General features: G+C 66.9%; 16 protein-coding genes. 11 read left to right on the top strand and 5 right to left on the bottom strand.

From position 1 onward, the window contains the following. The first annotated feature begins 15 nt into the window (after window positions 1-15). The 11 genes from AC5Y47_RS20095 to AC5Y47_RS20045 all read left to right on the top strand — a co-directional run bounded on the left by AC5Y47_RS20095 (window position 16) and on the right by AC5Y47_RS20045 (window position 12,906). A complete protein-coding gene (locus AC5Y47_RS20095) occupies window positions 16-1,173 on the top strand; it encodes a PPE family protein (RefSeq protein WP_499946006.1) in 1,158 nt (385 codons plus the stop codon). Between the two features lie 292 nt (window positions 1,174-1,465). Further along, window positions 1,466-2,239: a glycosyltransferase family protein gene (locus AC5Y47_RS20090; protein ID WP_499946005.1), complete on the top strand. Its 774-nt coding sequence runs from the start codon at window positions 1,466-1,468 to the stop codon at window positions 2,237-2,239. After that, window positions 2,236-2,907 (top strand): PIG-L deacetylase family protein, encoded by a 672-nt coding sequence (locus AC5Y47_RS20085; protein WP_499946004.1) that lies wholly within the window; start codon window positions 2,236-2,238, stop codon window positions 2,905-2,907. The genes AC5Y47_RS20090 and AC5Y47_RS20085 overlap by 4 nt, the downstream gene beginning before the upstream one ends. A gap of 56 nt (window positions 2,908-2,963) precedes the next feature. Then, entirely contained in the window at window positions 2,964-3,524 is a 561-nt protein-coding gene (rfbC, locus tag AC5Y47_RS20080; protein WP_499946003.1) for a dTDP-4-dehydrorhamnose 3,5-epimerase, read from the top strand. 36 nt (window positions 3,525-3,560) lie between these two features. After that, on the top strand, window positions 3,561-4,412 hold the full coding sequence (locus tag AC5Y47_RS20075) for a WecB/TagA/CpsF family glycosyltransferase (protein WP_499946002.1): 852 nt from the start codon (window positions 3,561-3,563) through the stop codon (window positions 4,410-4,412). A 17-nt stretch (window positions 4,413-4,429) separates the two neighbouring features. Then, window positions 4,430-5,929, top strand: coding sequence for a sugar transferase (locus AC5Y47_RS20070; RefSeq protein WP_499946001.1), 1,500 nt, complete (start codon window positions 4,430-4,432; stop codon window positions 5,927-5,929). 53 nt (window positions 5,930-5,982) lie between these two features. Further along, the gene (locus tag AC5Y47_RS20065) at window positions 5,983-7,440 is read left to right on the top strand and encodes a flippase (RefSeq protein WP_499946036.1); all 1,458 of its coding nucleotides are present in this window, start codon (window positions 5,983-5,985) and stop codon (window positions 7,438-7,440) included. Further along, entirely contained in the window at window positions 7,437-9,482 is a 2,046-nt protein-coding gene (locus AC5Y47_RS20060; protein WP_499946000.1) for a glycosyltransferase, read from the top strand. Before AC5Y47_RS20065 ends, AC5Y47_RS20060 begins: the two co-directional genes overlap by 4 nt. Beyond that, window positions 9,483-10,736 carry a methyltransferase domain-containing protein gene (locus tag AC5Y47_RS20055; protein ID WP_499945999.1) on the top strand — a complete coding sequence of 418 codons (1,254 nt, stop codon included), beginning with the start codon at window positions 9,483-9,485 and terminating at the stop codon, window positions 10,734-10,736. It abuts the gene before it with no gap. Then, window positions 10,733-11,821, top strand: coding sequence for a class I SAM-dependent methyltransferase (locus tag AC5Y47_RS20050; RefSeq protein ID WP_499945998.1), 1,089 nt, complete (start codon window positions 10,733-10,735; stop codon window positions 11,819-11,821). The genes AC5Y47_RS20055 and AC5Y47_RS20050 overlap by 4 nt, the downstream gene beginning before the upstream one ends. 20 nt (window positions 11,822-11,841) lie before the next feature. Beyond that, window positions 11,842-12,906 (top strand): glycosyltransferase family 4 protein, encoded by a 1,065-nt coding sequence (locus AC5Y47_RS20045; protein ID WP_499946035.1) that lies wholly within the window; start codon window positions 11,842-11,844, stop codon window positions 12,904-12,906. A 1-nt stretch (window position 12,907) separates the two neighbouring features. Here the strand turns inward: AC5Y47_RS20045 and AC5Y47_RS20040 are convergent, their stop codons facing one another. The 5 genes from AC5Y47_RS20040 to AC5Y47_RS20020 all read right to left on the bottom strand — a co-directional run bounded on the left by AC5Y47_RS20040 (window position 12,908) and on the right by AC5Y47_RS20020 (window position 20,980). Further along, window positions 12,908-14,290, bottom strand: a complete 1,383-nt coding sequence (locus AC5Y47_RS20040; RefSeq protein WP_499945997.1) for an HNH endonuclease signature motif containing protein — start codon at window positions 14,288-14,290, stop codon at window positions 12,908-12,910. Between the two features lie 84 nt (window positions 14,291-14,374). Then, window positions 14,375-16,336: an FkbM family methyltransferase gene (locus AC5Y47_RS20035; protein ID WP_499945996.1), complete on the bottom strand. Its 1,962-nt coding sequence runs from the start codon at window positions 16,334-16,336 to the stop codon at window positions 14,375-14,377. Further along, window positions 16,333-17,760, bottom strand: a complete 1,428-nt coding sequence (locus AC5Y47_RS20030; RefSeq protein ID WP_499946034.1) for an O-antigen ligase family protein — start codon at window positions 17,758-17,760, stop codon at window positions 16,333-16,335. Before AC5Y47_RS20030 ends, AC5Y47_RS20035 begins: the two co-directional genes overlap by 4 nt. Window positions 17,761-17,804: 44 nt before the next feature. Continuing rightward, entirely contained in the window at window positions 17,805-19,307 is a 1,503-nt protein-coding gene (locus AC5Y47_RS20025) for a tyrosine-protein kinase domain-containing protein (RefSeq protein WP_499945995.1), read from the bottom strand. Between the two features lie 98 nt (window positions 19,308-19,405). Beyond that, window positions 19,406-20,980: a copper resistance CopC family protein gene (locus AC5Y47_RS20020; RefSeq protein WP_499946033.1), complete on the bottom strand. Its 1,575-nt coding sequence runs from the start codon at window positions 20,978-20,980 to the stop codon at window positions 19,406-19,408. Window positions 20,981-21,079 lie beyond the last annotated feature (99 nt).

Raw genomic sequence — 21,079 nt, 5'->3', positions numbered from 1 at the left:
ACGGGGGGTTACGGCATGGATTTCGGCGCACTGCCACCAGAGATCAACTCTGCCCGGATGTATGCCGGCGCAGGGGCGGGACCATTGCTGGCCGCGTCCGTTGCGTGGGACGAGTTGGCTGCTGAACTGCAATCGGCCGCGTCGGCATATTCGTCGGTGATCACGGGCATGACCAGCGGCCCGTGGCTGGGTCCCGCGGCAATCGGCGCAGCGTCGGCCGCCACGCCGTATGCGGTGTGGATGGAAGCCACGGCCGCCCAGGCCGAGGCCGCGGCCGGCCAGGCCCGCGCCGCAGTCGGGGCCTACGAGGCCGCCTACTCGATGACGGTCCCACCGATGGTGATCGCGGCCAATCGGGTATTGCTGGCCACGCTGGTCGCGACCAATTTCTTCGGTCAGAACTCGCCGGCGATCGCAGCCACCGAAGCCCACTACAGCGAGATGTGGGCCCAGGACGCGCTGGCGATGTACAGCTATGCGGCCGGTTCGGCTGCGGCTAGCACTCTGACACCGTTCGAGGCGCCGCCGCAGGTCACCGATGCCGCCGGAGTGGCCGCTCAGGCCACCGCGGTTTCGGAAGCCACCGGTGAGACCGCGGCCACCCAAACCACACTCGCCTCGCTGGTCAATGGGATGCCCACGACGTTGCAGAGCATGGCGGTTCCGGCGTCACTGAGCTCCGCCGCGCCGGGCGCCGCTTTGCCCATCGGCACCACCATGTCCAGCGGCGACATGTCCAACTACCTGAACATGGCCGTCATGCCCCTGTTCGCGCTGAGCAGCCTGCTGGGCATCGCCCAGAGCATGCAAGGCCTGTCGCAGGTCGGCGCGGTCGCGGCGGAAGCAGCCGAAGGCATGGCCGAAGCCGCCGCCGTCGGCGGCGCGGAGGCAGTTGGTGCAGGTGCATTGGGCGCCATGGGCCAGGCGGCGAGCCTGGGCTCGTTGTCGGTGCCGCCGGCCTGGACCAGCGTGATCCCCACCGCTCATCTGGCCGGCATCAGCTCGGCACTTCCGGGCGGGAACGGCGCCGCGCTGGGGGCGGTCCCGCCGAGCTTGCTGGGCGGGATGCCGCGCGGTGCCGCGGCGGCCGGCCCGGCTGCCGGTCCTCGATACGGACTGGTTCCCACGGTGATGGCCCAGCCGCCGTCGGCCGGATACGGCGCCGTCCTCTGACCCCGGATCTGACGACGATGTCGCATCACCGCGATCTCGGTTCAGTACGAGGTACCCGCCTCAGTAGGACCGCGACCTACCGATCTGCGCCATTGTAGACGATCAGAAACCTCACAACTGCATCGCCGTACTTTAAGTCATCGTTTCAGCTTTAAATCATCACATTAGTATGTAATAATCAGGATAGAAGGTGGTTGGGTATGTATGTTCTTCCGACCGCCCGGTGCGGAGCTGCACGGAGCTCAGTCCGGGCAAGTGAGAACTCTGCCCTCGGCCCGAAGGGGGCATGGAAATGAAGGTCGTACTCTTCTGCGGCGGCTACGGCATGCGGATGCGCAGCGCGGACGGCGATCTCGTCCCCAAGCCGTTGCAGATGGTGGGTCCCCGCCCACTCCTGTGGCACGTGATGCGCTACTACGCCCATTACGGCCACACCGAGTTCATCCTGTGCCTCGGCTACGGCCAGGCGATGGTCAAAGACTTCTTCGTCAACTACCGCGAGACCGAGTCCAACGACTTCGTGATGCGCGGCGGCAAGGTCGAGCTGCTCGACACCGACATGTCGGACTGGACCATCACCTTCGTCGACACCGGCCTGGAGTCGCCGATCGGCGAGCGCCTGCGCCGGGTCCGGCAGTACCTCGGTGACGACGAGTACTTCCTGGCCAACTACGCCGACGTGCTCACCGACGCTCCGCTGGACACGATGATCGACCGCTTCCACGAGACCGGTGCTGCGGCCTCGATGCTGGTCGTCCCCCCGCAGTCGTCGTTCCACTGCGTCGACGTCAGCACCGACGGCGACATCAAGGAGATCGCGCCGATCGCCAAGTTCCCGATCTGGGTGAACGGCGGATACTTCGTGCTGCGCCAGGACGTCATCGACCTGATCCCGGAAAACGGCGACCTGGTGGGCGATGCGTGCATGACGCTGGCGGGCACCGGCCGGCTGCTCGGTTACCAGCACGACGGCTTCTGGAAGCCGGCCGACACGTTCAAGGAGCGCGCCGAACTCGACGCCGACTACAACAAGGGCATCCGTCCCTGGGCGGTCTGGGAAGCATGACCCCACTGACGCTCGGGTCGGGGGACGGCGTCGGTTCGGTCGCCGTCGTCGGAGCGCACTGCGACGACATCGCCATCGGAGCCGGCGGCACGTTGATGCAGTTGGAGCGCGCCAATCCCGGTCTGGTCATCCACGCGCTGGTGCTGACCGGCGCGGGCACCGACCGCGAGATCGAGGAAAAGGGCGCTCTCGCGGCGTTCTTCCCGAACGCCGACGTGCGGCTGACCGTCGCGGACCTGCCCGACGGCCGGCTTCCTGAGCACTGGGGAACGGTCAAGCGGCACCTCGCCGAGTTCCGGCGCAGCTGCGAACCAGACCTCGTGCTGGGACCGCAGCGCAACGACTACCACCAGGATCACCGGTTGCTCGCCAAGCTGCTGCCCACCGAGTTCCGCGCGCACCTGGTGCTGGGCTACGAGATCCTCAAGTGGGAGTCTGATCTGCCCAATCCCGCACTCTACGTGCCGATTTCAGACGAGCTGGCACACCACAAGGCCCGACTGCTCGCCCAGTGCTACCCGTCGCAGACCGGCCGGGACTGGTTCGACGACGAGACATTCCTCGGGTTGATGCGGATCCGCGGCGTGCAATGCCGCGCCCGCTACGCCGAGGCGTTCGTCACCGAAAAGGCCGTACTGCACCTCCCGGCGGGGACGCCGCGCGCGTAGCAAGCGCCACACACGAATCCGACAATGCGAACCAGCAAAGGGGACAAGAGATCCGCATGAAGTACACACCCACCACTGTCGCGGGCGTGACGATCGTTGACATCGAACCGCACCGCGACCACCGCGGGTTCTTTTCGCGGGTCTTCTGTGCGGACGAGTTCTCCCAGCACGGTTTGATCGCGGATGTCTCCCAGACGAGTATCTGCTTCAACCAGACCCGCGGCACGGTGCGCGGTCTGCACCGCCAGCTGCCGCCACACGCCGAAGCGAAACTGGTGCGCTGCATCCGCGGCGCCATCGCCGACGTCGCGGTGGACGTGCGCCCCGAGTCGCCGACGTACGGCAAGCACGTGATGGTCGAGCTGAGCGCCGAGAATCACCGCGCATTGTTCCTGCCGCCGTATGTCGCGCACGGGTTTCAGACGCTGACCGACGACACCGAGATCATCTACCAGATCAGCGGACCGTACGTGCCGGTCAGCGAACAGAACTTCCGTTGGAACGAACCGGAATTCGGCATCGAATGGCCGCTGCCGGTGACGGTCATCTCCGAAAAGGATGCCAGCTGGCCCCTGTTGGCGACTCCGCTGTCACCGTCCCAGAGCGAGGCGTCATGATCTGCCGGCGCGCAAAGTCGTCGGGCTAGGTCGATCATGGCCCAGGACACACTCTCTCCGGCCGCTGTGCGGATGGTTGTCAGCGGCAGCATCGTCGAGCGCTGCGAAACCGACGAGGTGCTGTCGATCATTGCCACGCGCCTCGACTTGCAGTCCGGTCGCGGCCTGGCGGTGGGTTCGGTCAACCTGGACCACCTGCATCACTTCCGCAAACTGGGCGCCGCCCCAACCGGATTGGTGGAATGGCTGCTATTGGCCGACGGCATGCCGATCGCCTGGCGCGGCCAACTGCTGACCGCACAACCGTGGCCCCGGGTCACCGGCGCCGACCTGCTGCCGGCAGTGCTGGCGCTGGCCGAAGCCGGCGGACATCGGGTCGGCTTCTTCGGCGGCACCGACCAGACCCACCAGCGGCTGGCCGAGCACCTGAGGGCCAACTATCCCGCGCTGGTCGTCTCGGGCATGTGGGCGCCAGACGCCGAGGACATCGAATCACGTTCGGCGGCTGCGTGTTCGGCGATCCGCGCCGCGCGCACCGACATCCTGATCGTCAGCCTGGGCAAGCCGCGCCAGGAGCGCTGGGTCGACGAACACGGGCACGCAACGGGCGCAAAGGTTTTCCTGCCCTCCGGGGGCGCCATCGACTTCCTGGCCGGCACCACCAGCCGCGCACCGCAGTGGATGCAGCGGTCCGGGCTGGAGTGGCTGTACCGGTTGACCCGTGAACCGCGCCGCCTGGCCCGCCGCTACCTGGTGCAAGGCCCGGTCGCGCTGCTGCGCGCCGCACGTGCCCAGCTGATCTGCTACCCCGGCGTCCACTACGTCGCCGCACCCAGCCGTCAACATGTCGGAACCCCGGGCGCCGCAACCGAAGCGGTGCCCGCATGACCGAGGGAGCGGCCAGTATGACTGCCACACTGCACGCCCGCACCGGCCTGTCGCCCGTCATCTCGCTGCCCGCCCGGCAGGGCGTCAGCGCCATCCCGCGCTGGCAACAGCAATACTCGGCGCGGTTGCGCATCACCGACTCGGTCATCGTCTGCGCGTCGATCATGCTCGCGCAGTTCGTCCGCTTCGGTGACTCGCCGAACATGTCGGGTTACCCGGGTCCGGTGATGACGCTGTTCTCGTGCCTGTTCGCGGCGTTGTGGCTCTCCTCGATCGCGGTGTTCCACACCCGTTCGCCCCGCATCATCGGTGCCGGAATCGACGAGTACCGGCGCATCGCGAGCGCCTCGTTCTCGGTGTTCGGCATCATCGCGATGGTCACCCTGCTCGCCAAGATCGACCTGGCCCGTGGGTATCTGGCGGTCGCGCTGCCGGTCGGCACGCTCGGGCTGCTGGCCAGTCGTAACCTGTGGCGCAAGTATGTGTGGCGCAGGCGTGCCAAGGGCCAGTATCAGACGATGGTGCTGGCCATCGGCGACCGGTCCGGGGTGGCGCATCTGGCGCACGAACTGATCCGAAACCCGCGAGACGGTTATGTGGTTGTCGGCGTGTGCATTCCCGGATACGGCCCGCAGCGCGGCGAGATGCTCAAGGTAGGCGGCCGGGAGATTCCGATCCTCGGTGACGAGTCCGGCGCGGTGTCCGCCATCGGCGACTGCGGTGCTGACACCGTCGCAGTCACCCGCACCGAGCATTTCGGGGTGCACGGTATCCGCGATTTGATGTGGCGGCTGGAGACGATGGACGTCGACCTGGTGGTGTCGCCGGGCGTGATGGATGTCGCCGGAGCACGCCTGACCGTGCGACCCATCGCCGGATTCCCGCTGCTGCACGTGGACAAGCCGCAATACGAAGGGACGCAACGCCTCCAGAAGCGCGCGTTCGACTTCTGCTTCGCCCTGGCCGCGCTGCTGGCGACGGCACCGGTACTGCTGGTGGCCGCCGTTGCGATCAAGCTGACCGGCAAGGGACCCATCTTCTACCGCGCCGAACGCATCGGGCTGGACGGCCAACCGTTCACCATGCTGAAGTTCCGCACCATGGTCGACGGCGCCGACAAGCAGATCGAACACCTGCTGCCGTTGAACCAGGGCGCCGGCATGTTGTTCAAGATCCACCAGGATCCGCGTGTCACCTCCGTCGGGAAGATCCTGCGGCGCTACAGCATTGACGAACTGCCGCAGTTCATCAACGTACTCAAGCAGGACATGAGTGTCGTCGGCCCTCGGCCGCCGCTGCGCCGCGAGGTGGAGAACTACGACGGCCAGGTCAAGCGGCGACTGCTGGTGAAACCGGGTGTGACCGGTCTGTGGCAGGTCAGCGGCCGCTCCGACCTCTCCTGGGAGGACTCGGTCCGGCTCGACCTCTCCTATGTCGACAACTGGTCGATGGCCGGTGACCTGGTTATCATCGCCCGGACGCTACGGGCCGTGCTGGCCAGTGACGGAGCCTATTAATGAAGGGTGGCACCGTGATTGAGCCGACGGCTCATCAGGTTACCGAACAGCCGATGGAGCCGCAGGCGCTTTCGGCGACGCCCGACGTGCCGCAGTCGCGGATTGCGCATGCCATCTCGGTCCAGTTGATCTGCCGGGTGCTGGGGATGATGGCTTCGGTGGTGTCGGTCGCGATGACGGCCCGCTACCTGGGTCCGGGCCGGTACGGGCAGCTGATGGTCGCGGTCGCCTTCATCGGAATGTGGACCAGCATGACCGATCTCGGCATCAGCACCGTGATCGTGCGCCGTGTCACCTCCGGCCGCGGTGAGCTGGAGCGGCTGGTTCGCGTCAACAGCGGTCTGTCCCTGGTGTATTGCGTGCCGCTGGCGGTGCTGGCGGCGGTCACCGGATGGCTCATCTACCGTGACGCCGACGTGCGCGTGATGCTGGTGGTGTTGTCCGGCCAGCTGCTGATGCTGACGATGCGAACCCGGTTCGAACCGGTGTTCCTTTCCACCGTGCGCTTTTCGGCGGTCGCCGTCTCGGATGTCGCGGGGCGGCTCGGCACGCTGGCGATGGTGAGTTCGTTGGTGGCCACGCACTCCGACGTGGTCTGGTTCGCCGTGGCCCAGCTCATCCCGCCGGTGGTGCAACTGGTGATCCAGGGCGTGGCGGCCGCGCGGCACATCTCGGTGCGTCCGGTCTTCTCGGTCCGCGAGTCCGTCGACTTGTTGCGGGAAAGCCTGCCGCTGATGGGCGTTGCGGTGATCGGCATCCTGTACTGGCGCGCGGACGGGGTGATCCTGTCGTTGCTGAGCACGCACGCCGAGGTCGGGGTGTACGGGCTGGCCTACGTGATCGCGTTCAACACCGAGGCGTTGTCGATCTTCTTCCAGAAGTCGACGTTGTCGACGGCCACCGCGCTGTATTCCCGCGATGTCGATGGCTATGTCGCTTTCCTGCGCCGCAGCGTCGAGTTCATGAGCTTCATCGCGGTCCCGGTTGCGGTGGTCGGGACATTGCTGGCCGGGCCCATGATCGAGCTGTTCGGCGACCGGGACTTCGTCAGTCGCGGCGCACCGACGTTGGCGCTGCTGCTGATCGCCGCGGCGTTGCGGTTCGTCACCGGAACCCTCGGCCAGGGCCTGTTCGCCTGCCATGAACAGCAGTTCTTCTTCCGCCTTTTCGTGGCGACGCTGGTCGTCAACGTGGCGCTCAATCTCGGTCTGGACGGGCACTTCGGCGCCGTCGGCGCCGGCATCGCGCTGGTGTGCACCGAGCTGTTCGGACTGGTGCTGGCCAGCTGGCGGTTACGCCGACATTGCGGCTACCGCACCCCGGTGGGTTTCCTGATTCGGCTGCTGGTTCCGATGGGAGCCAGTGTCGTTGTGGTGCTGCTGCTTTCGGGTTACCACGTGGTGCTGGTGTTGGCCGCCGCCGCGGTGACATACCTGGCCGTCAACATGCTGAGCGGCCCCGTCAACTGGTCGATGTTGACCTCGTTGTTCCACAAGCAGGTGACCCCATGACGACCGAACTGGACCGCGCGTATCTCAAACGCCCGTCGGAAGCTGCCACTCCCCTGTCGTCCGATCGGCCGCTCTCGGCGCTGATCGTCACCTACAAAAGCCACGACCTGGTGGAGCAGTGCCTGGCCGGCCTCGCCGAGCATGCCCCGGAGCTGCCGGTCTACGTCTACGAGAACAGCGGCGACGAGTACCCGGGTCGTGAGGAGTTGGCCGCCCGCCATCCCGACGTGCACTGGGTACTGGGCAAGGTGAATCTCGGCTTCGGGGCGGCCTTCAACGCGCTGGTGGAGCACACCCCCCACGACACCGATCTGCTGCTGCTCAACGCCGACACCCGCCTGACGGGACCGCTGACGCGCACTCGGGAGCTGCTTCGCCAGCCCGGTGTCGCGGCGGTGTCGCCGCTGATCCAGGACTCGGGTGCGCCCGGTCCGCAACGCTGGGACATCGCGACGCGCCGCCGTACCCTGACCCGCGCTCTGGTGGCCGCGGCCGGCTACTCCGACAAGTTGCGGGGCACGCCCGTCTCGCACCTGTATCGCGAACAGCCCGCCGAATCAGAGAGCATCGACGGCTACGTGGCGGGCATCTGCCTGGCCATCAACCGCGCCGCCTGGAACCAGATCGGCGGGTTCGACGAGGAGTTCTTCCTCTACGGCGAGGAGACCGACTGGCAGGAACGCGCCAGCGCAGCCGGATGGGGCATCCTGCTCGCCGACGAACTCGACGTCGAACACGGCAATCCGGCCGCAACGCAAAGCCCCCGCGAATCCGTCTCCGCGCACGGTGCAGAGGTGTCGGCCGTGGAGCGCTTCCGCAATCGGGATTTGTTGCGCGCCAACATCGCATTGCTGCTCGAACGCGGCGACAGCGTTCATCACGCGGACTTCTATCTGGCCGCCACCTCGATGCTGGAGCGGGTGCAACGCTCCAAGCGTGAGGTGCGCAAGCGGGCTATCTCCGCGCGACGCACCGCCAAACCGTCCATCGTGATCACCACCAACCGCCTGGTCTACGGCGGCGCCGAACGGCAAAAGGCGCTACTGGCAGCCGAATTGGACCGGCGCGGCTATCCGGTCACCATCGTCTGTATGCAACGGTTCGGCCCGCTGATCAAGGAGATCCCGCACAGTGTGCGGGTGGTGCGGCAACCGTGGTGGGCGCCGATGGTCGACCTGCCCGCCGGTCCGGCGGTGCTGATCAGTGGCGACACCAACACCGAGACCGGATTCGCGTCGCTCTGGCGTGCCGGTTCCCGAGACCGGCGCTGGCTGGTCGCCCCGCACGTCCCGCCGGAGAACGACCGGCCCATCTACTCGCGCCCGCTGGCGGCGGCGATGAATCGCGCCGACGGCTTCATCGTGCTGGCACAACGGCATTGGGACATGCTGACCCCGCAGCACAAGCTGACCGGGCAGCCGTTCGTCGCCCCCAACGGCGTCGAGGTGACAGGTGAATTCGCTGGGCAGGTCCGCACCCCGGGAGAGCCGCCGCACCTGGTGATGTTGTCGCGCATCGTCGAACACAAGAACCCCCATCTGCTCATCGAGGCGCTCGGTGAACTGGCCGACCTGCCTTGGCGCCTTTCGATTTTCGGCGACGGACCCGATCGGGAGAAGCTTGAGCCGCAAACCCCGGAGGCGCTGCGCGACCGCGTGCAGTGGCGCGGGTGGTCGCGTGGGCCGGGTCCCGCGCTCGCCGACGCCGACCTGCTGTGCGTCCCCAGCCGCTCCGAGGCGTTCCCGCTGGTGATCCTGGAAGCCATGGCGCGCGGGGTGCCGGTCGCCGCTTCGGGCATCTGTGCGGTTCCGGAAATGCTGGACTTCGGCAAAGCCGGCTTCGTCGTCGAGCCGGTGACGGTGTCGGCATGGCGGGACCAGCTGGCCGAGATCCTCGCCGCCCCCGAAACCCTGCCAGAGGTCGGACAGCGCGGCTTGGACCGCCTGCGCAGCCACTACACGGTGAAAGCTATGACCGATGCCTACCTCGACGCGATCGACGCGGTCGTGCAACATGACAAAACCCAACGAAACGAGAGCTAGATGATTTGCCGCCTGTGCGATTCGGACCGGATGCTCAGCGTCTTGGACCTGGGCGCGACGCCGCCGTGCGAAAAGATCCTTGCCGCAGACGAACTCGACCTGCCCGAGCCGACGTATCCGCTACACCTGCGGTTGTGCGAGGACTGCCTATTGCTGCAGATCCCCGCACTGATCACGCCCGAGGAGACGTTCACCGAATACGCCTACTACTCCTCGTATTCGGACAGCTGGGTGCAGCACGCCGAGACCTTCGTCGAGGAGACCGCCCAGCGCCTCGGCTTGGGACCCGACTCCTTCATGGTCGAAGTCGCCAGCAACGACGGCTACCTGCTGCAGCACGCGGTCGCCAGGGGCATCCCGTGCCTGGGCATCGAACCGTCACTGAATGTCGGTGCGGCCGCGACCGAGCGCGGTGTGCCGACGGTGTCGGCGTTCCTGGATCAGGAGTTGGCGCGCCGGGTGCGCGACGAACACGGCCCGGCGAATCTGGTGGTCGCCAACAACGTCTACGCGCACATCCCCGACCTGCGCGGCTTCACCCAGTCGCTGCGCGGGCTGCTCGCTGACGACGGCTGGCTGAGCATCGAGGTGCACCATGCGCTGAACCTGGTGTCCCTCGGCCAGTTCGACACGATCTACCACGAGCACTTCCAGTACTACACCCTGTTCTCCGCGCAGAACGCGCTTGCCAGCGCGGGATTGGCGGTGGTCGACGTCGAACTGCTGCCCACCCACGGCGGTTCGATCCGCGTGTGGGCCCGGCCGATCCAGGTGGCCGGGGCGCCGACCGAGCGGGTCGACAAGATCCTGCGCATCGAGGAGGCAGCCGGATTGCACCGCCCCGAGGGGTACCTGCAGTTGCGGCAACGGACCGAGCAGATCCGCCACGACCTGTTGCGTTTCCTGCTGCAGTGCCGCGCCGAGGGCAAGCGGGTGGTGGGCTACGGCGCACCGGGCAAGGGCAACACGCTGCTCAACTACTGCGGCATCCGCACCGACCTGCTGGAGTACACCGTCGACCGAAACCCCTACAAACACGGCCATTTCACACCGGGCACCCGGATCCCGATTTACGAGCCGGAGCAGATCGCCAAGGACCGGCCCGATGTGGTGCTGGTGCTGCCATGGAACCTCGAAGCAGAACTCACCGAGCAGCTCAGCTACGTCTCGGAGTGGGGCGGCGAGATCGTCTACCCCCTCCCGACCCTGCACATGGCGACCGACGTGAGTTCGCGCAGTGCCGTACTCCAATGAGTGCCTGCCGAGGGTGCGGCGAGGCTGACCTGACCCGGGTACTGGACTTGGGGGATGTGCCTGCGGCCGATCACTTTCCGCGGCTCGACGAGCCGGTGAGTCCGCAGGAGACCGGGCATGCACTGGCGATGGATTTGTGCAACCGCTGCTTCCTGGTGCAACTCGCCGACGACGACACCGTCACCGAGGAACCGCGCGCCATCGAACCGCAGGCACTGCGTGACCAGGCCGCCGACGCGGTGCAGCGGGTGTCGGAATCAGGTTGGTTGCGCGGCAGCACCGTTCGCGAGTTCGGCAGTCCGCACGGCGGCACCTGGTTGCCGTTGCTGGCCGAGCGCGGCTATTCCGAAGCCGAGGTCGCCGATCTGGTGCTCGACTCCTTCGGCGTCATGCACGAGGCCGACCAGCGGGCAGGTTTCCAGTTGCGCGCGAAGGTGACCGCACCGGACGGGGTGTTGCTGGTGCAGTTCCCGTCGCTGATGGCGATGGTGACCCAGGGGCAATGGAATTCGTTGCGCCATGGTCACTTCGGGTACTACTCGCTGACCGCGATGATGAAGCTGCTGCAGTCCGTCGGGATGAGCGTGACCACCGCCTGGGAGTTCGACCTCTACGGTGGCACTTTCCTGGTGGCCGCGGTGCATGGTGATGCCGAGCACGACGAGCGCGTCACCGCGATCTTGGCCCGGGAGCAGGCTTTCGGCGTGACGAACCCGGTTGTGCTGCAGAGTCTGCAGCAGGCGGTGGACAGCCACGCCGCGCAGTTGCGCGACTGGCTGGTGGCGCAGGCGGATCAGGGACACACGGTCTACGGGTACGCCGCCGGTTCGCGGGTGCCGGCGTTGTTCAACATCGCCAAGATCGATCGGCAACTGGTGCGGGTCGTCGCCGACGGATCACCGGCCAAGCAGGGACGACGCCTGCCCGGCACGGACATCGAGATCATCTCCCCCGAACAGTTGCTGGCCGCCGATCCCGATCGAGTTCTGCTGACGTTGCCCGATCTGTACGACGAGTTGCAGCAGACGTACCCCCAATTCGACGGACGGTGGTGGGTGGATCGCGGCCCGCGGGTGGACCGGTAGGTGTCGTGAATTCGCCTCGGATACTGTGGCTTTCGCCGTGGCTGCGGCCATTGGCGCGCGTGCAGGCTGAGGCGCTGCGCCGCGGCGGCGCCGAGGTGCTCTTGGTGACCTCCGACCAGCACCCGGAGTCTGATGCCGCGCGCGACTACGAGCTGGTGCTCGATCCGCGGTTTCGCACCGCTTCGACCTGGCCGGGTAGCGCTGCCGCGTGGCGTCGTATCCGTTCGTACCGGCCGGACGTCGTAATCACCGAACTGGTGCGCGATCCCCGCTGGATCGCGTTGGCGGGCCGGGTTCCCCGGATACAGCTGGTGCACGACGACCGTCCCCACGACGCCGCCGAACAGCGGCCGTCCTACGAACTGGCGGTGTTCGACCGCTGGGGCGCCAGGTCTGCGGCCACCGTCGCTTACAGCGACTATGTCGCTGCGGGTATTGCCGACCGGCGCGACGTTGCCGGCACGCCGGTGCATGTGGTGCCACTCACCAGCGACCTCGACCCTGGTTCGGTTCCAGCGTTCGTCGGTGCCGGTGACCGCCGCGACTTCGTGATGATCGGCCGGCTGAACCCGTACAAGAACGCGGACGTGGTGCTGGCGGCGTGGCAGCGGCACGTCGACGGAAACGGTTGGCGCGGCGACAATCTGGTGCTGATCGGAGACGGGTCGATCGACGAGGCGAACCTGCCGCCGCACACCCGGTGGAGCTCGGGGCGTTACCGCTACGCCGACATGCTGGGCACGCTGGCCGCTGCCAAGGGCTCGGTCGCCCACTACCGGCGCGCCTCGCAAAGCGGGGTGCAGGTGCTCTCCATGCAACTGGGCGTGATGCCGATCGTGTCCACGGCGGGCGGCCTGCCCGAGTACCAGCCCGCCGAGTGTCCCCCAGTTGGTGTCGACGATATCGCCGCCCTTGCAGCCACTTTCGACTCGCTAGCGGATCCGGCTGTCGCGGCGCGGCAGGGGGCGGTCGCAGCCCGGCACTACGCGCAGCGCTTCAGCGCCGAGCATGCCGCCGACGGGCTGCTGCAGGTGATCGACGAGGTATGCGTCGGTCCCCGCGTCGGCATCTCGCCAACCCGCTGACTCAAGCGGGTTCGTCGTCGTCGGGTTTGAGTGGTTTTTCGGGGTGGTGCATGCAGTTGACGTAGGGGCGGCCGTGGTCGAGATGTTTGGGCGAGATCCATTCGGTGTGGCCGTGGGCGTTCTTGCAGGTGGTGTATTTGCGTAGTTCGACCATGCGATTATGCGGTCCGCAGGCCAGGGTCAGCTCATCGATGTGCGTGCGGCGCTTGGCGAACCAGCCCTCCAGATGATGGACCTGGGTCCAGTAGCCCTTGACCGTACAACCCGGGCAGGTGCAACCACGCTCCTTGGACAACAGCACCAGCCGCTGCTCGGGGGAAGCGATCCGCTTGCCGTGATAGAGGGCCTTGGTTTTGTCCTTGTCGAACACCGCCAAATATTGATAAGCGTGGCTGGCCTGGGCGAGCACATCGGCCATCGGCAACAAGGTGCCTCCGGCGGTCAGCCCGTGCCCGGCGCCGGCTTCGAGTTCAGCCAGGGTGGTGGTGATCACGATGCAGGTCGGCAACCCGTGATGGCGACCCAGCTTTTTCGACATCAACAACGCGCGCAGCGCGGCCAGCAGCCCGTCGTGGTTGCGTTGCTCGGCACTGCGCGCATCACGCTGCACCGCCTCCTGCGGAGCGCGCCCGTCGACGGTCGGGTGCTCATCGGCGGGGTTGCACTTGCCCGGGGCGGCTAGTTTGGCCAGCACCGGTTCCAGGGTGGCCCGAAACTGCGGGGAGATCAGCCCGCTGAGCTTGGACATGCCGTCAGCCTGCTGGCGGCCGATGGTGATGCCGCGTCTGCTGCGGGCCCGCTCGGCCTTGTCGGCTTCGTCGGGCACGAAGTCGCCGTCGGGTTTGAGGCAGTCCTTGAGGACCCGGGCGTATTCGGCCAGCTCGTCGGGGCGAAACCCGGTGCCCACCAACACCAGCTTGGCTTCGGCATCAGCACGGGTGGCCACATCAACCGCCTCGGGCAGCTTCTTGAAGAACTTCTGGACGATCCCCACCTGCTCGCCGCCGAGCAGCCCCTCGCGCTCGGCAGCGGCCACCGCCGGCAACACCGGCTCCAGCGGCTCACCCGTGAGCGCGCGGCGCGGACCCAGATCCGCGGCGTGGGCGATGCGCTGACCGGCCTCGGCCTTGGTGATGCGCAACCGATTCGCCAACGCCTCACGCAACGAACCCCCCAGCTCCCCGGCGGTGGCTTCGGCACCGAGTTGATTGATCAACGCGTGCTGAGGCACCCGCGCCCGACGGATCCCCCGCTCGATGCGGTCCATGATCTCCAGCCGCCGCGAATTGTCCTGCGCATCAAAACTCAACTCGCACAACCGATCCAAAACATCACCATACGCGACGAGGACCTCCTCGATCTCCGCGTACGTGCTGGCCGGCATACCATGATTCTACGAACGGGCACCGACAAGTCTTGGGCTGAAGTGCAAGCAGCACATCCGGATTCAAGCCAATAGCCATGTTCCTCAGCGCAGGAACCCCGACACCAAATCCCGCGACGAGACCGCCACGAAGTCGTGCACATATCCCTTCGGCATCGCGAAGGGATGGAACTCTCCCGAGTTCACCATCGACATCTGGTCGCGTTCCACGTCGAAGTCGGCGATCGGTCGCAGCGCGGTGTCGCTGACGTAGAAAAGCTGATAGCCCAGGTCCTCGATCAGCCCGAACACGTCGGCGATGGGCTGCGACAGATGACGTTGTTCGATTTCGATCAAAATGGCCGGCCGGCACCGACGCAGCATCGCCGAACCGCCACGCAGAACAGACATTTCGTGGCCCTCGACGTCGATCTTGACGAAGTCCACGTCGACGACGGAGCCCAGCACATCGTCCAAGCGCACCAACGGCACGTCGATCTTCCGCACGTCCACGCCTTGCCCGTCGAACCCGTGCGCCAGGCTGCCCTGCGCTGTCACCTGTCGGTTGTGCCGCTCGGGCACCAGCAGTTGCGCTGTCCCGGGTTCGTCGGACGCCGCGACCTGGCTGAAATGGACGTACGGCATCGCCTGGTCGAGTTTGCGCAACATCGGCGCGTTGTCGGGGTGCGGTTCGAAACTGTAGACGCGGCCCGACTTTCCGACCCGCCGTGCCAAGTGATAGGTGAACAGACCCCAGCTGGCGCCCACGTCGACAACCGTTGCACCGTTGGGCGCGAAGTGATCTGCCACGGACATGGCCAGATCCTGGGCCGACCGGCGACGCCACAGCGCTTCGGTCGCCGCGGCCATGGCTCTGCGGCCGAACACCCGTCCGACGTTGCGCACCGTGGCGTATTTCGCCGCCCAGTTGGCGGCGTCGCTGTGCAGCAGGCGGTCTTTGGCTGACAATGTCTCACCTTCCTGTGCGACGGTGCGCACCTCCGCCCAGACCTGATCCAATCGTTGGTACCAACGGTCCAACCCGAAGTCCGCGGCGCGGCGACGGGCCGCCGCGCCCAACTCTGCCCGCAGCGCATCGTCTTTGACCAGTTCGGACAGCGCAGGGGCAATCTGGTCGGGCCGACCGGGTTCGACCGCCAGACCGGTCACCCGGTCGGTGATCGCCTCACCGATGCTGCCTACCAACGTGGTAACCGGCGCCAGACCGTAGGCCATCGCCTCCAGCAGCGCCATCGGCAGGCCCTCGTCGTAGCTCGGCAGCACCAAAATGTGTGCGGCGCTCAGCAAGTCGTCGCGGGCAGCCGGATCCAGCCATCCCGCAACATGAATCGTGTCCGTGAGTCCGGCCGCCGCCACGGCCGCGCGCACCTCGTCCACCTCGCCGTCACCGGCCAGCGTCAGTCGTAGCCGACCGCGAATGTCGGAGTCCAACGCCGCCACCGCGTCGATCAAGTCATAGCTGCCCTTACGCGCACCCAGCCGACCGAGCGAAATAGCTTGCACCACAACGCTATCGGAATGTACGACCGGCCGCTGCGGGATCGGGACGGCGTTGTTGAGCACCCGGATCCGGTCGTCGGCCAGCCCCAACCGCTCGGCATATTCCGAGACGTGCCGCGTGCCCAGCACCAACCACTGATCGGCAACCAGCACCCGCCGCACCACTTGCTGCACCGCCGACGGCAACCCGTCGAACCACCCGCCGAAGTCGTAGCTGTGCGCGTGCACCACGGCAGGCACTTTCGCCAAGCGTGCCGCCGTCAACGGCAACGCTTTGCGCACCACGCTGCCACCGTGTGCCAGATGGACGTGCAGGATGTCGACGCGGTGACGCAGCACAACCCAAGTGGCGCGCAGCATTCCCGACACCCCGACCCAGCGCCGATACCAGAACGAGCCCTCGATGTACGTCGGGACCATGGTGATCTCGACCCGCGAGTCGGGATGAGCTGCCATCAACGTGATCACCGTGGCCATGCCGCCCCGGCTGGCCGCCTGCGCCGGCGCCGGGCCGACCACCAGGACCCGAAGCGGATCGGCCGTCACTGAGCCGCCTTCGCCGCCGGCACCAGGTCGCCCGCGGAATGATCCGGCGAATCCACTTCGCGGCGACCGACTTTCGCGAATGCCAACGCCGCTCCCAACGCGATACCGAGCGTCATCGCGTTGGCCGGGTCCTCCGGCAACGGGTCAATGACGCACATGACCAGTAGCCCGGTGCTGGTTGACGCGGCGATCTTCGCCGGCACCGACGCGCTGCTCAGCGCCCGCACCAACGGTGTCAACGCGAACACCGCAAACGCCGTCATACCAACCGCACCCGACTTGGCCAGCCACCACAGGTAGAAGTTGTGCGCATACGTGGTGCCCAGCGTCTGGGTGAATTCGTTCGGGTCGTCGCCACCGAACGGCAACTGATAGGCATAGCCCAGGCCGTGCCCGAACACCGGCGCGGCCGCAATCGCCTCGTTGAGGTGCCGGTCCTCGGCGAATCGGGCCAGCGTCGAGGGGTCGGTGGTCAGCGCGGTCCCGGTGGACCGGCCCAGCACCCGGTGACTGAACCCGGTGATCTGATTGGCCAACCACACCCCGGCCGACGAATCGCCCAGCAGGAACAGCGCTCCGGGGATCGTCACCGCCAAAATCCCGGCACCGGTCAGCGTCAGTCGCGCGGCCCGGCGCACCGCGGACCAGCCCAAGCTGGCGAAGAACGCGACGATGGCGGCGACCCCCACCGACAGAATCGTGTTGCGGGAGAACGCCAGAACGGCGATCACCAACGCGGGCAGACCCAGCGTCAGGTAGTAGACCGGCTTCACCCGCCCGGCGATCTGCGCCGCGACCAACGTGGTCAACACCGCGATCGCCGGGATCAAGGTAGAGGTGATCACCCGGTTGGCGGCGTCGCCGGTGTCCATCTGCAGGCTCTCGGTCCGGCCGGCCAGCCGGACGCCCCCGGACGATCCCAGGACAGCCATACCCGCCGAAAACCACAGTGTCACGGCCATCGCATGGATCGACAGCACCACGTATTCGCCGTACACGATCACCAGCGCCAGCACGAAGCCGGCGACCATCTCCAACAAAAACGTGGCCTCGCGCACCACCACCGCGGCATTGTGACCCGTCGAAAACCCAACCGCGGCAAAGTAAATCACCGTCAGCGCGAACATCCCCGGCAACAGGTACTCGGACATGCGCAACCGCACAACCGGCAGCACGAAACAGATCGCCAGGATCAGCACCACGTGCGAGGCGTAAATGGACACCGGCCCAATGACTTTGCCGACGTGCAGACCCTGCGGCAGGGCCGCGCAGCCCAGGAACAACGCCAACCCGATCATCAGTTCCGGCTTGGCCCAATAGACGATCAGGAAGAACGTCAGGCCGACCAGCAGGATGCCTTGAGTGGTGTTACGTACCGACAGCGCGCCGTAGACGAAACAGCCGAAAGCGAACAGCGTCAACATAACTGCGGTCACCGCCAGGCGATGACGACTCCGCAGGTACAGGATCACGTCGGTCCACTGACCTTGGCACGGTAGGTCCGGGTGGAAGCCCTGGTATGACGGGCGATCCGCGCGTCGGTCAGCACGGTGCCCACCACGTTGGCTCCGGCGGCGCGCAACGCGCTCAGCGCGTCGGACAGCTCGTCCTCAGTGGTTCGCCCGGCCCGAGCTACCAACACGGTGGCGTCCACCGCGCCGCCGAGCAGACCGGAGTCGGCCGTCGCCAGCACCGGCGGTCCGTCCACGACCGTCCGCTCGAACGTCTTGGCCACGTCCTTGAGCACCTTGTCCAGCACCTCGGGCAGGTAGGCGCTGGTGGGCAGGGTCTCGCGGCGCACCGAACGTGCCGCCAACACGAACAGCTTCGGGATAGACGTCGGCTTGGTCGCCTCCGTCGCGATCTCGGGGTTGGACAACGCATTCGACAGACCCTCGCCCGACTCGACTTTGAGCAGCCCGGCGATCACCGGGCGCCGGGTGTCACCCTCGATGAGCAGCACGTCCTCGCCGAGTTCGGCGAAGGAGCGCGACAGGTTGATCGCCGTCGTCGTGGTCCCCTCGCCACCGAACGGCGCGGTCAGCAACACCCGATTGGCGCCCGGACCCATCGCCCGCAGCAGCCGGGCGCGCAAGCCGCGCACCGCATCGTCGAACGAGATGTCGGTGCCGAATCGCGGCGCATTGCCACGATGCCCCGGCAGCTCGGCCAACGTCGGCAGCCCGGTCAGGTTTTCCAGCTTCGCGCGGTCGCGCACCGTGCGGTCGGCGGCCTCGCGCGTCAGCGCCACCCCGGTCCCCAACAACAATCCGGCGACCAGACCCATCGCCATGTTGCGCACCGGCACCGGCTTCACCGGTTTGTCGGGCACGCCGGGCTGCTCGATGACGGTCGCGCGGGCTTGCGGCAACGGCTGCCCGGTCGGCGATGTCTGCGTCGGCGTCGTCCCGGCTGGAGTCGTGGTCTCGGTCGCCTGGGTGCCGGGCTGCTCCCCGTCCGGCGCCGGAGCCGAAACCGTCTGGGGCGGCGGCGCCGCGGTGGTGGTCGTCACCGGTGCGCCCGGCGCCTTCGGGTCGACCCCGAGCGTGCCGACCATCAGGGTGAACTCGTCGGCGACCGCCTTGGCCAGCTTCGCCGCCCGCTCCGGGTCGGTATCGGTGACGGTGATGGTGAACAACGTGGACTTCGGCGTGAACGCCACCTTGGTCTGGTTGGCCAGGGCGTCGGCGCTGATGGGTAGATGGAATTTGTTGACCGCGCGTTCGGCCACCGCGTGCCCTCCGGCGATCGCCGCGTACGACGACAGCCGTTCCTGGGCGGCCTGCGTGCCCTGGTACACCTGCATCAGGTCGGTCTCACCGGAGAACGACACCAAAACGGTGGCAGTGGACTCGTAGCTTTTCGTCTGAAACGCCGTAATGGCCGCGGCCCCAGCCAAACACGCCAGCACCGCCCCTAGGAACAGCTTCCAGTGCAGCAGGAGAGTCCGAACAAAGGTACGGAAATCCATCCCCCACTAAACCTCCTGAGCGGACGCCAGCCGTATAGCGTCGGTTCTGTCTGCATACCGGCCACAGGCCCGCCGCCGCAAGTGGCTATCTGGTTCGGTCACGAGGCACCGGGCGTGGCGAGGGTCTCGCGGGACACGTCCAGCGTGGCAATCGGGTAGAAACCGAAGTCGTCGCGGCCGTCGCGCGCCAGCCGCATGGGCGGGTAGGTCACCACGTGCGAACCGTTGGGTTTGTGCTGTTGCCACTCCACGGCGGCGCGCAGCGTGTAGTGGCCCGGCGGCAACCCTTTGAGGTCGACCTTCACCGTCTCGGTCGCCGAAGCCGGCGGCGGATGGTCGATGCTGCGGTCCCCGGACACGTCCGAAACCAGCGCCTTGAGGTCGACGGTGCCCGGTATCGCGCGCACGGTCTGGCCGCTGAAGTCGACCACGCGGTAACCCGCAACCCACTTCTCGGTGGTAGCGGCCGCGCCGAAATTGGTCCAGTTGACCGCGATCGACGCCACCTGGTCCTGCAGCGACTGCGATCCCGGCCGGGCTTCCACCGAGTACCGGTAACCGGCGGTGGCATTGGCCTGCGCCCACAACACGTACAGCTTGGGGTCCATCGGCGAGGTCGCGTCCTGATCCGGGAAGTTGATGCTCGACGTCATCGAGACGTGGTAGCGGATGACGTCGTGCAGGCCCTTGTCGTAGTAGGCCTGCGGTGAGGTCCCGTTGGGCAACTGACACCACTCGGTGATCACCGGCGCCTTGGCGAGCCGTTCCTTGAGCTTGCCGACCAACGGATCCTGGGTTTGCACGTAGTGCGACGTGCTGGACTCGGCCCAGGTCGGCAGCGGTGCATAGACGCCGAGGCAGTCCGACCGGACACCGACCGGCGCGGCCAGTTTCCTGGTGACATCGTCGGCGAGCAGCTGCCGCACGATCTCGGGATTGTTCGGCGTGACCACCAGCTGGGTGTGCGGGAAGGCACTGACGTTGGCCGCGACCAGCTGCTCGACGGACGCCTTGGTGATGGTCTGGTCCCGGAATTGGCTGTAGTAACCGAGCGCGCCGACGCTCTCGTCGGGCCCGGGACCGGGGGCGTTCAGCGCGTCACGCTGGAACGCCACGTGGTTTTCGCTGAAGTCGCCGTAGCCGGAGAACTCGAAGACGGACAGGCGTTCATCGGTGTCGTAGCGGCGCCCCAACGCGGCCAGCAACTGACCGAAGTCCTGCAGGTAGGTGGGGTCGTTGAAGTTGGGCACCACCTGCGTCACACCGTTCGGCGCGTTCGGGTAGCTGGTGTTGGTGGACGGCTTGGCGCGCTCCCAGTCAGGGATCTCGATGTTGGTGTTGTCCGGGTAGGTCGCGTTGCAGCAGGAGTTGTAGGCCTGGATCCGCAGGGTCAGCCGCATATGCCGCTCGGCCAGCTTGTTCAGCGCGTCGTCGATGACGCTGAAGTCGAACTTGAGATCGTCCGGGGCGCCGGGCGGCAACGTGGCCGGGTCGACGGGCTGCAATTGCCGCCACGTCACCCGCAGGCTGGCGTCATACGATGCCGGCCAGGCGGGATAGCGCTGCTGAGCCGGGCGGCCCTGGGGGAAGAGCGGCTCGAGCAGGTCTTCGTACTGCCCGCGCAGCGGGTTGGGTATCTCCTGGCTGGCCGCCGGGATGGCCGGGCTGACCATCGCCGCCAACGGACCGGGGTCGTTGTGGGTGCGGCTGCAGCCGCCGATGAGCAGCGAAGCGGCCGCGATCAGGACAGACACGCACGCGGCAGCGATTAA

This window comes from Mycobacterium sp. NGS22, assembly GCF_059813095.1.
This window is presented reverse-complemented; position numbering and strand designations above follow the sequence as displayed.

Coding starts and splice junctions, on each gene's coding strand:
- AC5Y47_RS20060 (WP_499946000.1), top strand. CDS start 7,437: ATGACGACCGAACTGGACCGCGCGTATCTCAAACGCCCGTCGGAAGCT.
- AC5Y47_RS20030 (WP_499946034.1), bottom strand. CDS start 17,760: ATGTTGACGCTGTTCGCTTTCGGCTGTTTCGTCTACGGCGCGCTGTCG.
- AC5Y47_RS20085 (WP_499946004.1), top strand. CDS start 2,236: ATGACCCCACTGACGCTCGGGTCGGGGGACGGCGTCGGTTCGGTCGCC.
- AC5Y47_RS20070 (WP_499946001.1), top strand. CDS start 4,430: ATGACTGCCACACTGCACGCCCGCACCGGCCTGTCGCCCGTCATCTCG.
- rfbC (WP_499946003.1), top strand. CDS start 2,964: ATGAAGTACACACCCACCACTGTCGCGGGCGTGACGATCGTTGACATC.
- AC5Y47_RS20065 (WP_499946036.1), top strand. CDS start 5,983: ATGGAGCCGCAGGCGCTTTCGGCGACGCCCGACGTGCCGCAGTCGCGG.
- AC5Y47_RS20090 (WP_499946005.1), top strand. CDS start 1,466: ATGAAGGTCGTACTCTTCTGCGGCGGCTACGGCATGCGGATGCGCAGC.
- AC5Y47_RS20095 (WP_499946006.1), top strand. CDS start 16: ATGGATTTCGGCGCACTGCCACCAGAGATCAACTCTGCCCGGATGTAT.
- AC5Y47_RS20025 (WP_499945995.1), bottom strand. CDS start 19,307: ATGGATTTCCGTACCTTTGTTCGGACTCTCCTGCTGCACTGGAAGCTG.
- AC5Y47_RS20020 (WP_499946033.1), bottom strand. CDS start 20,980: ATGGTCAGCCCGGCCATCCCGGCGGCCAGCCAGGAGATACCCAACCCG.
- AC5Y47_RS20075 (WP_499946002.1), top strand. CDS start 3,561: ATGGCCCAGGACACACTCTCTCCGGCCGCTGTGCGGATGGTTGTCAGC.
- AC5Y47_RS20055 (WP_499945999.1), top strand. CDS start 9,483: ATGATTTGCCGCCTGTGCGATTCGGACCGGATGCTCAGCGTCTTGGAC.
- AC5Y47_RS20050 (WP_499945998.1), top strand. CDS start 10,733: ATGAGTGCCTGCCGAGGGTGCGGCGAGGCTGACCTGACCCGGGTACTG.
- AC5Y47_RS20040 (WP_499945997.1), bottom strand. CDS start 14,290: ATGCCGGCCAGCACGTACGCGGAGATCGAGGAGGTCCTCGTCGCGTAT.